This is a genomic window from Streptomyces shinuiensis, assembly GCF_043660855.1.
Taxonomy (GTDB): domain Bacteria; phylum Actinomycetota; class Actinomycetes; order Streptomycetales; family Streptomycetaceae; genus Streptomyces.
This window is the reverse complement of record NZ_JBIHML010000001.1, coordinates 2,832,110-2,844,180: the sequence shown is the minus strand read 5'-3', so window position 1 is coordinate 2,844,180 and position 12,071 is coordinate 2,832,110. Positions and strand designations below refer to the sequence as shown.

Here is a 12,071-nt window from a genome sequence, read left to right as displayed (position 1 = left end):
TGCGAGACGGCGCGTTCGAGGCCGGGCGGGCTCGTCCGGGCCCGCGGAGAGGGCCGGAGGCGGTTCCGGGCCGGGAGGAGTGGCGATTGTTATCCACAGCCCGGGGGGACACCGCCGAGTTTTCCACAGGGGCTATGGAAATCCTGTGGAAGACGGAGGGGGCGCACGTGCGGGATTCGCGCTCGCCCATCGATTCCCCCCTCTCGCATCTTCTACACGCCTTTTCGGATGGAAATGCCACCCTCTCGGGTGCCGATCAATCGAATTGATCGGATGCAGAGTTTCTGAGGGGTTGTGAACACAGAAGGGAGATTTGAGCTACTTGCCCGGAATGACCGTTTGATCGTTCCGTGTTGTACACAGGACGGCCACCGGCCCTGTGGATAACTTCCGCGGAGGATCGCACACCCCTCAGGCGCGGCCGTCGACGCAGCGCGCCAGCCAGTCCGCCGCCTCCGCGAACTCGTCGTCCGTCGTCCCCCGCCGCAGAGGTGTGGTCTGCGACGGCTCCACACCCGCCCGCGGATACGATCCCAGGAAGCGCACTTTCGGGCAGATCCGCCGCAGCCCCATCAGCGCCTCGCCCACCCGCCGGTCGCAGATGTGCCCCTCGGTGTCCACCGAGAAGCAGTACCGGCCGAGGCCCTCGCCCGTCGGCCGCGACTCGATCCGCACCAGGTTCACGCCCCGCACCGCGAACTCCTGGAGCAGTTCCAGCAGCGCACCCGGGTGGTCGTCGCCGAGCCACAGCACCACCGAGGTCTTGTCCGCGCCCGTCTGCGCCGCGGACCGCCCCGGCCGGCCGACCAGCACGAAGCGCGTGGCGGCGTTCTCCGCGTCGTGGATGCCGGTCACCAGCGGCTCCAGACCGTACGTCGCCGCCGCGAACTCGCCCGCGAACGCCGCGTCGTAGCGGCCCTCCTGCACCAGCCGGGCACCGTCCGCGTTGGAGGCCGCCGACTCCCACTGGGCGTCGGGCAGATGCTCCGCCAGCCACCGGCGCACCTGCGGCTGGGCGACCGGGTGACCGGTCACCGTCTTGACCGACTCCAGCGCGGTGCCCGGCCGCACCAGCAGCGCGAAGGCGATCGGCAGCAGCACCTCGCGGTAGATCATCAGCGGCCGGCCGGTGGCCAGCTCGTCCAGGGTCGCGGTGACCCCGCCCTCGACCGAGTTCTCGATCGGCACCAGCGAGCCGCCCGCCTCCCCGTTGCGCACGGCGTCCAGCGCGGCGGGCACCGACACCATCGGCACCAGCTCGCGCGTGGCCGCCTCCGGGAGGGTGCGGAGCGCGGCCTCGGTGAAGGTGCCCTCGGGGCCCAGGTAGGTGTAGCGGCTCACGGATGACATGCCGTCCACAGTAGTCCGGCCGGGGGACGGGCAGCCCGCGGTCTCAGCCTTCGAACAGGCGCTGGCCGACGTACTCGCCCTCGCGCGCGCCGCCCGGCACCGCGAACAGCGCGCTCGCCTCGTGCCGGATGAAGCGGGACAGGGCGTCCCCCCGGTCGAGCTTGCGCTGTACGGGCACGAAGCCCCGCATCGGGTCCGCCTGCCAGGCGATGAACAGCAGCCCGGCGTCCGGCGACCCGTCGTCGCGGAAGCCGTCGTGGTAGGAGAAGGGGCGCCGCAGCATCGCCGCGCCGCCGTTGGACGCGGGCGCCGTCACCCGTACGTGGGCGTCGGCGGCGATGGCCGGGCCGCCGTCCGTGCCCCGCTTGTCCAGGTCCACCGGGGTGTTCTCGGAGCCGCCCGACAGCGGGGCGCCGTCGGACTTGCGCCGGCCCATCACCTTCTCCTGGCGGTCGAGCGGGAGGCGCTCCCAGTCGTCCAGCAGCATCCGGATCCGCCGCACCACCGCGTACGAGCCGCCCGCCATCCACTCCGGATCACCGCCGGCGGGCACGAAGACGCGCTGCCGGAAGTCCTCGTCCGTCTCCCTGGGGTTGTTGGTGCCGTCGATCTGGCCCATCAGGTTGCGGGCGGTGCGGGGGGCGGCGGTGGCGCCCGGGGAGCGGTTGAAGCCGTTCATCTGCCAGCGCACCCGGGCGGTGCCCTCCGCCTCGCGCTGGAGGGTGCGCAGCGCGTGGAAGGCGACCAGGGCGTCGTCGGCGCCGATCTGCACCCACAGGTCGCCGCCGGAACGCCCGGTGTCCAGCTCGTCGGCCGAGAACGGGGGCAGCGGGGCGAGGGCGGAAGGGCGGCGCGCGGCCAGGCCCGTGCGGTCGAAGAAGGTGCGGCCGAAGCCGAAGGTGACGGTGAGGGAGGACGGTCCGGCGTCCAGGGCGATGCCGGTGTCGTGCAGCCGGGCGGCGGGCGTCTCGCCCGCCATCAGCGCCTCGGCCGTCCGCGTCCAGCGGCGCAGCAGCGCGGCGGCCTCCTTCCGCCCGGCGCCCGGCGCCAGGTCGAGGGCGAGGAGGTGCCCGTGCGCCTGCGCGGGCTCGGTGATGCCCGGCTGGTGGTCGCCGCGGAAGGGGACGCGGCTGCTGCCGACCGTGGACAGCGCGGTGGGCGGCTCGGTGGCGGCGGCCGTGCCCAGGGCGCCGCCCGCCGCGCCGAGCGCCACCCCGGCGGCGCCGGCCGCGCCCGCGGCGCCGAGCAGACGGCGGCGGGAGGGACCGGGGCGGGGGTCGGTGGACTGCTCGGGGCCGGTGTCGGGGTGGTGTGTCATCGCTGCCCAGTCTCGGTTCTCGGGTGGTACGGGTGGTGGCGGGCGCCGGTCAGTCGAGCCCGAAGGTCTTCCGCTCGGTCACCTGGTCGATGTCGGAGGTCCGCACGGTCACGGCGGCCTCCCAGGCGCCCGGCAGGGGGAGCTGGAGTCCGGAGGCGGACCAGCGGCCCTCGCCGGTCCGCTCCAGAGGTGCGGTCAGCGGGCCGGCGTCCCGGGCGGGAAGGGTGAAGGCGACCCGGACCTCGGGCGCGTCCAGGGGCTCGCCGCCGGTGGTGGTGGTGCGCACCAGCAGGGAGTTGCCGCCGCTCCTGCCCGGGTCCAGCAGGAGCTGCGCCCGGCCCGCGCCGTCCGGGCCGCCGGTGTCGAAGGGGACGGTGAGGACCAGCGGCCCGCAGCGGTCGGAACCGGATCCGCCCTGCTCCCGCCGCTGCCCGGCGGCCGCGTCGGACGCCGTACCGGACGCGGTGCCGGACGCCGCGGCGGTACGGGCGGGCTCGGCCGCGGTGAGCAGGGTCGTCACGGCGAGGACGGCCGCCGCGACGGCCGCCTCGCCGAGCACCGAGCGCCGCAGCCCGGCGCGTGCCGGGTCGGCGTCGCGCTCCCGCCTGCGGCGCGCGGCCTCGACCGCGGCGCGCTGGCGGGCGAGCTGCGCGGCGCGCTCGGGGGTGACGGCCGGGCCCGGCTCGGGGACGGGCGCCGGTCCGGGAACGGATGCCGGTTCGGGAACGGGCTCGGGGACGGGCCCCCCGTTAGCGTCCGCCGCCTCGGCGGCGTGGCGGCGGGAGAGCCGGGCGGCCCCGAACAGCAGCGTCACCAGCGCGACCTTGACCAGCAGCAGCCGTCCGTACGAGGTGGAGGTCAGCGCCGCCCAGCCGCCGACCTGCCGCCAGGACTGGTAGAGGCCGGTGGCGGCGAGGACGGCAACGCAGCCCAGTGCGATCCGCGAGAAGCGGCGCACCGCCTCCCCGCCCACCGCGGGCCCCCACCGCAGCGCGGTGAGCAGCGCCGCCAGACCGCCAAGCCAGACGGCGACGGCGAGCAGGTGGACGATGTCGGCCGGTACCGCCACGGCGGTCTGGACGCCGGTCGAGGCGTGCCCGGCCGCGGCCCAGGTCGCGGCGAGCCCCACGGCGACGACCGCGCCGCCCGCCGACAGACCGAAGACGCCGAAGATCAGGTTCCGCTGGTTTCGCCGGTCGCGGAGGCCGCGGCCGGCCTGCTCCCCGCCGCCGTCGCCGCCCTCGGATCCCTCCCCGCTCCCGGGCCCCCCGCCGCTCCGCCGGGCGTACGCCCCGAAGAGCAGCGAGACGAGCAGCGCCGCCACCGCGAGCAGCAGCAGCCGGGACACCAGCGCCGTACCCGTCCGGGTCTCCAGCACCGTGCCGAGCGCGCCCGTGTCGAGCATGTCGCCCGGCCCGCCCGCGCCGGTGTACGGGACCCGCAGCAGCAGGACCGCGACGGTGGCGGCGGTCAGTGCGACCCAGCCGGCCACCACCAGGCGCTGCACCGACCGCGTCCGGGCGGCGGCGGGCAGGCAGCCGAGGACGAAGACCGCTCCGCCGACGAGCAGCACGAAGCCGGTGTGGGCGGCGTAGCGGGCGATGCCGTGGAGCACGCCGACCGCGCCGCCGCCCGGCTCCTCCTCGGGCACGGCGGCGGAGGTCCGAGAGGGGGCGCCGACGGAGAAGGTGAAGGCACCGGAGACGGGATGGCTGTCGGCCGAGACCGCCTTCCAGACGACGGTGTAGGTGCCGTCGGGCAGCCCGTCGCGCAGCCCGGTGCCGTGCCGGATCCCGCCGCCCGCGGAGAGGTCCCGCGGCTCTTCGGTGTCCACGCGCCCGCCGTCGGGTGCGAGGACGCGGATGGCGTCGTCCGCCGGCGACACGCTCTCGGAGAAGGTGAGCGTCACCTGCCGGGGAGCTTCATCCACCACCGTTCCCCGCGCCGGGTCGCTGCCGGTCAGCGTGGCGTGCGCGGCGGCGGGCGCGGCGCCGCCGAGCAGCAGCGCCGACAGCACGCCCAGCACGCCCAGCACGCCGAGCGGACCGGACAGGCCGGACAGCCCGGACAGGCCGTGCCGGCCGGCCGGCCGTGACGGGGCGCGGGGAGCGGTGACGGTCATGACGCGGGTACCTGCCTCACTGTCCGGAGTGCCCGGTGTGCCCGGAGGCGCCGGGGACGTGGTTGACCGCCTCGACCGGGACCTCGACGGTGATCGGATCGGACTTCTCGAAGCGCAGCTCCACCGAGACCTTCTCGCCCTCGGCGGGCTTGTGCTCAAGATCCATGAACATCAGGTGGTTGCCGCCCCGGCTGAGCTCCAGAGTGCCGTTCGCGGGCACGGGCAGGGAGTCCACCCGCCGCATCCGCCCGCCGGAGGTCTCATGGATCTGCACGTCGTCGGAGAGGTCGCTGGCGGCCGAGACGAGCCGGTCGGCGGTGTCGCCGTCGTTGCGGACGACCAGGAAGCCGCCCGCCCGGTCGGCGGTGACCGGCTCGGGTACGTAAGCGCCCTCCACGGTCAGCTCCGGGCCCGGGGAGGTGTCGTCGCCGGAGGTGCCGCAGGCGGCGGTGCCCGCGGTGAGCAGCACGGCGGCGAGGGCCGGGCCGAGGGCCCGGCGGACGGGACGGTGGTTCCGGCGGTTCACGGCAGCTCTCCCTGGGCGAGTGCGGGCAGGTCCTTCTCGTAGGTCTCGACAGGCACGTCCTCGGTGTAGAGGACGTGCGCCCGGTCGTCCTCGGGCAGGAAGGCCAGGACCTGGGTGCCGTGGGAGGAGACGATGTCGCCGTTCTCGTCCTCGACCGGCGGCTCCAGGGCGATGCCCAGGGAGCGGGCGCCGGCCTGGATCTTCTCGAAGTCGCCGGTGAGCCCGATGAAGTCGGGGTCCTGGGCGCGCAGCCACTCGCCGAGCGACTCCGGGGTGTCGCGCTCGGGGTCGGAGGTGACGAAGACGACCCGCAGCTTCTTCTGCTCGGCCTCGGGCAGTCCGGACTTGGCGACGGCGATGTTGCTCATCGTCAGGGGGCACACGTCGGGGCAGTGGGTGTAGCCGAAGTAGACCAGGGTCGGGCGGCCCTCGGTCTCCTCGACCAGGTCGTAGGTCTCGCCGTCGGTGTCGGTGAGGACCAGCTCCGGCTTGTCGAAGGGGTTGTCCAGGACGACGCCCTGCTTGGGGCCGCCTGTGTCCGCGGCGGCCGGGGCACCTCCGGAGGCGCCGGAGGTGTCGTCGCCGGAGGTGCCGCAGGCGGCGGTGCCCGCGGTGAGCAGCACGGCGGCGAGGGCCAGGCCCAGGGTGCGGCGGGTGCGCCGGGGGTGGCGGCGCGGAGTGCGGTGCATGAGGGTTCTTTCTTCCTTGCGGTGGTGCTTGCGGTGGTGGGTCGCGGCCGCGGGCCGGGAGGGGGCCGCCGGTGCGGGCGGGCCCCTCCGGGCGCGGCCGGGCGTCAGGGGGTGCGGCGGCGTCCGGCCAGGACGCCGAAGGCGACGCCGGCGGCTCCGACGGCGATGCCGGTGACGGCGAGGACGCGGGCGGTGGTGTCGGCGGCGTCCGCCGCCCTGCCCGCCTCGCCCCGGGCGGTGGTATCGGTAGTGGTCCCGGCGGCGGCCCGGCCGGCGCCGGCTTCGGTGCCGCCGTGGCCGTCCTCGGCGGGCGGGACGAGGTTCAGCACGGGCGCCGGGTGCTCCGGCTCCTCGCCGCCCTCGGCGGGCGGCTCCTCGATCCAGCGCACGACCTCCTCGTCGCCGTACGTCTGGACGGCCTTGAGGACGAGCCGGTCCGCGTCCTCGGGGAGCTTCCCGACGGAGACGGGGAACTGCTGGAAGGTGCCCGGCTCGATGCCGCCGCCGGTCCCCGTCCAGGCGATCTTCGAGGGGATCTCGGTGAGCTTCCGGCCGTGTGCCTCCACGGGCTCGTCCGGCCTGGTCCTGGTCACCTCCACCTCCCAGCCGGGCACCGGCTGGGGCATCACCGAGGCGAGCGGGTGGTCGGCGGGGAAGGTGAGCTCCACCTTGACGGTGGAGGCGTCGTCCCGCTCGTTGGGGACCTTGACGTCGATCGTCGTATAGCCGCCCTGCTCGGCCTCGCCGGGGTTGACGGAGATGTGGGCGGCGGCCGGACCGGCGAGGGCGAGGGCGAGGGCGGCCGCGACGGCGCCGGCCGCTGCGAGGCGGCGGACGGACGGCACGGCGGGCGGCACGGCGGGCGGTGTCTGGGACTGCATGCTGAAGGACACTCCTCATCAGGCATGGGGCGCTCTCCGGCCGCGACCGCGCTGGGTCGGGGAGGCGTCGCCTCCCGGCCGGACGAGCCCGGGCATGGTGCGCGGCGACAGGCGCACCATGCCCGGGCTCGGGGGAGCGGGGGAGCGTGCGCTTCAGGCCGCGAGGGCGAGATCCCGCGCGGTGGGCGGCCCGCGCCTGATCACCGAGTGCGCCGGCAGCAGGGAGGCGGGCGGCACCGGGCCGCCGGCCGCGTCCGCACGAGAGGCGCGCACCGGCACGGCGTCCTCGGGCAGCAGCCCGCGCAGCAGGGCGCGTACGCAGCGCAGCGCGGTGCGCAGGGCGCGTACGAGCGGCCCGCCGAGTCCGCCGGCGAGCCCGTCGGCGAAGTGGGCCGAAAGCCTCACCAGCCGCCACAGCGCGGCGTCGCCGCGGCGCAGCAGCCAGCCCATGGTGAGCGCGGCCAGCAGGTGGCCGAGCAGCATGGGGCCGGAGAGCAGCGACAGGGCGGATTGCACGGCGTACCGCAGGCAGTCGGCCGCGCTGCCGGTCACCGTGCCGGCCACCGCGTCGGCGGCGCCCGCGGCGGTGTGGCCGCCGGGGAGGGCGCCGGAGAGCCCGGCGTCGGCGACGATGCGGTGGGCCTCGGCCTCGCTCAGGGCGGCGGCGGCCCGGTCGTTGCACAGCAGCCGCCCGGCCAGCGCGAGCACCCCGCCGTCGCCCCGGTCCGGGGCGGCAGGAGCCGGGGCGGCCGGGACGGCGTGCCCGGCCTGGCCGCAGGAGAAGAGGAAGTGCAGGGCGAGCTGCCCCAGGGCCAGCAGCGCCGCGATTCCCGGCAGCGAGCGCTCGCGTCCGGCCAGCGGTACGGCGGTGGCGAGCACGGCCGCGAAGCCGGCCAGGAGCGTCCACGCCGACAGGGCCTGCCCGGCGGCGAACACGTGCCCGGCCGCGGACAGCGTGACGCAGACCGCGGCGAACACCGCGGCCCGCAGCAGTCGCAGGTCGGCGGCGGCACGCGCGACGGGGGCTCTCATGGCCGGGCCATCATCTCATCACCCCTTCGGCCGCGACACGGGGCACCCTCCCAACGCGGTTGACAACCGGACGGGGGGATCACCTCGTACATTTTCCGTACATTGCGGAACTCATCGGGTCCGCCGATTGAGCGGTAGCGTGCCGCCGCCGTGCTTACCGCCGCCGCCCCGGGCAATACGTATGCGTATGTCGAGCCGCAGCCAGGAGGCTGAGCATGAGCATCTGGTGGTCTCTCCACTTGCGGCGTGAGGCTGCGAGCGTCCCGCTCGCCCGGCGGCTCCTGCTCGGGGCGATGGAGACGGCGGGGGTCGACCCCGACGTCTCCTACGACCTGTCGGTCGCGCTCTCGGAGGCCTGCGCGAACGCGGTCGAGCACGGCGGTCCCGGTGACACGGGGCCGGCGGGCGCCGGGGAGTACCACGTGACGGCGTACATCGATGACGACATGTGCCGCATCGAGGTGACCGATCACGGGCCGGGCTTCGTGGACGGGTACCGCGGCGCGCCCCGCGCCGCGGTCGCCGACACGGCCGCCGACGCCGTCGGTGCGAACAGTACGGCGGACCTCGATACGGTGACCGCCTTCGGGCCCCTGTTCGCCAGGAGCGCGGGCCCGGCCCGCGACGGGTTCCGCGAGGAGGCGCGCGACGGGGTCCACACCGACGAGCACGGCCGGGGCCTGTTCCTGATCGAGGCCCTCGCCGACCACGTCGACTTCCGCAACCGTCCCGGAGACGGCGCGATGGTCTGCTTCGACAAGCTCCTCAAGTGGCGGAAGGACTCGCTGCTGAGGGCGTCCTGACCAGGGGCCCGGTCAGGGGCCCGACCGGGAGCCCGGCCGCGGAACCGGCCGCGCTCCCGGCCTGTCCCGCGGCAGGACGGGGCCCGCGCACCGTGGCGTGGGCGCGCCGGACGTCAGCCCCGCAGGCGCGCCATCCACGCCTCGACCTCGTCCGAGCGGCGCGGCAGCGCGGCGGAGAGGTTCCGGTTGCCGTCCTCGGTGACGAGGATGTCGTCCTCGATGCGCACGCCGACGCCCCGGTACTCCCCGGGCACCGTCAGATCGTCCTCCTGGAAGTACAGGCCCGGCTCCACCGTCAGGCACATGCCCGGCTCCAGCGTGCCCTCGGCGTAGGTCTCGCGGCGAGCCGCGGCGCAGTCGTGGACGTCCATGCCGAGCATGTGGCCGGTGCCGTGCAGCGTCCAGCGGCGCTGGAGGCCCAGCTCCAGGACCCGCTCGACCGGGCCCTCCACCAGGCCCCACTCCACCAGCCGCTCCGCCAGCACGCGTTGCGCGGCGTGGTGGAAGTCCAGGTACTTCGCGCCCGGCTTCACCGCCGCGATGCCCGCCTCCTGCGCGTCGTACACGGCGTCGTAGATCTTCCGCTGGAGGTCGGTGAAGCGGCCGTCGACCGGCATGGTGCGGGTGACGTCGGCGGTGTAGAGGGTGTGGGTCTCCACGCCCGCGTCCAGCAGCAGCAGGTCGCCGGAGCGGACGGGGCCGTCGTTGCGCACCCAGTGCAGGGTGGTCGCGTGCGGCCCGGAGGCGCAGATCGAGCCGTAGCCGACGTCGTTGCCCTCCACACGGGCGCGCAGGAAGAAGGTGCCCTCGATGTAGCGCTCGGAGGTGGCCTGCGCCCTGTCCAGCACGCGGACGACGTCCTCGAAACCGCGCGCGGTGGAGTCGACGGCCTTCTGCAGCTCGCCGATCTCGAAGTCGTCCTTGACCAGGCGCATCTCGGAGAGGAAGACCCTCAGCGCGTTGTCGCGCTCGGCGGTGGTCTTGTCGGCGAGGGCGGCCTCGACGCCCGCGTCGTGGCCGCGCACCACGCGCACGTCGCCGGACGCCCCGCGCAGCACGCCGGCGACGGTGCGCACGTCCTGGCAGGGCATGCCGTAGAGCTTCTCGGCCTCGGTGAGGCTGTTGCGGCGGCCCACCCACAGCTCGCCCTGGCCGTCCAGCCAGAACTCGCCGTTGTCGCGGTCGGAGCGGGGCAGCAGGTACAGGACGCTGTCATGGCCGCCGTCCGCCCTCGGTTCCATGACCAGGACGCCGTCCTCGGTCTGGTTGCCGGTGAGGTAGGCGTACTCGACGGAGGCGCGGAAGGGGTACTCGGTGTCGTTCGAGCGGGTCCTGAGGTTGCCCGCGGGGATCACCAGGCGCTCGCCGGGGAAGCGGGCGGAGAGCCTCGCGCGGCGCTCGGCGGTGTGCGAGGCCTGCGGGACGGGGTCGAGGTCGCGCAGCTCCGTGTCGGCCCAGCCGGTCCTCATGTTCTCGGCGAGCTCGTCGGAGACGCCCGGGTACAGGCCGTTCTTCCGCTGCTTGATCGGCTCCTCCGAGGTGGGTTCGCCCTGCTCCTCCGGGGTCTCCGGCGTCTGCTGGTCAGCCACGTCGCTGCCTCCTCCTGCTGGTGGTGTGGGCCTGGTGCGGGCCGACTCCCATCGTAGGTCCGGCCCGTCCGGGGCGTCCGGGGCCTGTGGACAGGCTCTGTGGACAGGGCCTGCGGGCAGGGCTCAGAAGCAGGCGGCCAGCAGCACGGCGTCCTCGGCGTCCCGCGCGTCCCGGACCTCCCCGCCGGCCCCGGCAGTCCCGCCTCCGGCACCGCCCGCACCGTCCCGCTCGCCGGGCAGCACCGAGCGCAGCAGGTGGTCCAGCAGCGCGTCGGGGTCGGCGCGTACGGCCGGGACGGCGGCGACGGCCGCGGCCCGGAGCCGGGTGAAGGCGCGCTCCAGCGGCTCGCCGGTGCGGTGCAGCAGGCCGTCGCTGTAGAGCAGGAGCGTTTCCCCGGGCGCCAGATCCACCTCGACGCTGGGCGCCTCCCAGCAGGCGAGCATGCCCAGCGGCGCGGAGAGCGCGGTCTCGACGACCTCGGTTCGCTCCGGCCCGACGATCAGCGGCGGGCAGTGTCCGGCCCCGGCCAGCACGACCCTGGTGCCCGCCTCCGGACCGTCCGCGGCCGACGGCGTCCGCTCGGCGTACCCGAACAGCACGGTCGCCGACCGGGCCGGCTCGGTCAGGCGCAGCAGCAGCTCCAGGTCGGAGAGGACCGCGACCGGGTCCTCGCCCTCCATCACCGCGTACGCCCGCATCGAGGCCCGCAGCCGCCCCATCGCGGCCAGCGCGTCCGGGCCGGATCCGGTGACACCGCCCACGCACAGCCCCAGCGCCCCCTCGGGCAGCGGCAGTACGTCGTACCAGTCGCCGCCGCCGCGCGGGCCGGTGCGGTGCCGTACCGCCAGCCGCACCCCCGGCACCCGCGGCAGCCGGGTGGGCAGCAGCTCCTCGCGCACGGTGGCCACGGCGGAGCGGGCGCGGGCGAGGTCCACCTGGCGGGCGATGTGCTCGGCGGCGTGCCGCACGTACAGGCCGAGCAGATGGCGCTGGCGCTCGGTGGGACGCGCGGGCTCGTCGTACAGCCAGACGGCGGCGCCCAGCAGCCCGGTGCTCCGTGCGGTCAGCGGAACGGCGTGGCTGGCGGCGTAGCCGAGGCGGGCTGCGACCTCGCGGTGGCGCGGGTCGAGGTCCTCGTCCCGGGCGATGTGGGGGTGGGTGATCTCCCGGAGGCCGCCGGGGCCTGTCCTCCCTTCCCCGGCACCGGCCCCGGGGCGCCCGTCGAGGAGGCGCGCGTGGGGGGCCGAGTCGCGCGGGAGGGTCTCGATGTGGCCGATGTCCGACGCTCCCAGGCCGAGTCCGACGGTGGTGTCGGGACCGAGCCCGTCGGCCGGCTCCAGGGCGATCAGTCCGCGCCGGGCGCCCACGAGGGCGGCTCCGGCACGCAGCGCCTCGTGCACCGCGCTCTCCAGGGTGTCGGTGCGCACCAGGCGTTCGGTTAGGTCGTGGAGGGTGGTGAGGTCGGAGATCCACCCGGCGAGGCGGTCCTGGACGGCGGCGAGCCGCTCCACGGGCCGTGCGAGTGCGGGTTCGTCGGCGGCCGGGGGCCGGGGGGAGGGGGCGGGCTGCCGGTGGGGCGCGGCCGCCACGGGCGGAACAGTGTGCTGGGGAAGAGCCGAAGAAGATTCGATTCCGGCCAGTTTCGGCGGCTGCTGGGCGCTCATGGGCGGCTGCCCTCAGTGCGGACCAGCGTCGTCAATAGCATCGCAAACCCCCATGTCGTGCTGCTCCGCTATCAATGTCTTCAGGTGTACACGCCC

At 75.3% G+C, this 12,071-nt stretch carries 10 protein-coding genes; 1 reads left to right on the top strand and 9 read right to left on the bottom strand.

Going from position 1 to position 12,071, the window contains the following annotated elements; translation table 11 throughout:
• Positions 1–411: 411 nt before the first annotated feature.
• The 7 genes from pheA to ACGRHY_RS12810 form a co-directional block, all read right to left on the bottom strand.
• Positions 412–1,350 (bottom strand): prephenate dehydratase, encoded by a 939-nt coding sequence (gene pheA / locus ACGRHY_RS12840; RefSeq protein WP_394635476.1) that lies wholly within the window; start codon positions 1,348–1,350, stop codon positions 412–414.
• A 43-nt stretch (positions 1,351–1,393) separates the two neighbouring features.
• Complete coding sequence (efeB, locus tag ACGRHY_RS12835) at positions 1,394–2,668, bottom strand: iron uptake transporter deferrochelatase/peroxidase subunit (RefSeq protein WP_394635475.1); 1,275 nt, start codon at positions 2,666–2,668, stop codon at positions 1,394–1,396.
• Positions 2,669–2,717: 49 nt separating this feature from the next.
• Positions 2,718–4,790 (bottom strand): copper resistance CopC/CopD family protein, encoded by a 2,073-nt coding sequence (locus ACGRHY_RS12830; protein WP_394635474.1) that lies wholly within the window; start codon positions 4,788–4,790, stop codon positions 2,718–2,720.
• 16 nt (positions 4,791–4,806) lie between these two features.
• Positions 4,807–5,316, bottom strand: coding sequence for a copper chaperone PCu(A)C (locus ACGRHY_RS12825; protein WP_394635473.1), 510 nt, complete (start codon positions 5,314–5,316; stop codon positions 4,807–4,809).
• Positions 5,313–6,005, bottom strand: coding sequence for an SCO family protein (locus ACGRHY_RS12820; RefSeq protein ID WP_394635472.1), 693 nt, complete (start codon positions 6,003–6,005; stop codon positions 5,313–5,315). Before ACGRHY_RS12820 ends, ACGRHY_RS12825 begins: the two co-directional genes overlap by 4 nt.
• A gap of 104 nt (positions 6,006–6,109) precedes the next feature.
• On the bottom strand, positions 6,110–6,886 hold the full coding sequence (locus ACGRHY_RS12815; protein WP_394635471.1) for a YcnI family copper-binding membrane protein: 777 nt from the start codon (positions 6,884–6,886) through the stop codon (positions 6,110–6,112).
• 153 nt (positions 6,887–7,039) lie between these two features.
• Positions 7,040–7,918, bottom strand: a complete 879-nt coding sequence (locus ACGRHY_RS12810) for a hypothetical protein (RefSeq protein WP_394635470.1) — start codon at positions 7,916–7,918, stop codon at positions 7,040–7,042.
• A gap of 215 nt (positions 7,919–8,133) precedes the next feature.
• On the opposite strand from ACGRHY_RS12810, the gene ACGRHY_RS12805 reads away from it, so the two are divergent.
• Positions 8,134–8,721, top strand: a complete 588-nt coding sequence (locus ACGRHY_RS12805) for an ATP-binding protein (RefSeq protein ID WP_394635469.1) — start codon at positions 8,134–8,136, stop codon at positions 8,719–8,721.
• A gap of 113 nt (positions 8,722–8,834) precedes the next feature.
• Here ACGRHY_RS12805 and ACGRHY_RS12800 read toward each other — a convergent pair whose 3' ends face one another.
• Together ACGRHY_RS12800 and ACGRHY_RS12795 are read right to left on the bottom strand one after the other, a co-directional pair.
• A complete protein-coding gene (locus ACGRHY_RS12800; protein ID WP_394635468.1) occupies positions 8,835–10,310 on the bottom strand; it encodes an aminopeptidase P family protein in 1,476 nt (491 codons plus the stop codon).
• Positions 10,311–10,433: 123 nt separating this feature from the next.
• Positions 10,434–11,900: a PP2C family protein-serine/threonine phosphatase gene (locus ACGRHY_RS12795; RefSeq protein ID WP_394635467.1), complete on the bottom strand. Its 1,467-nt coding sequence runs from the start codon at positions 11,898–11,900 to the stop codon at positions 10,434–10,436.
• Positions 11,901–12,071: the final 171 nt, after the last annotated feature.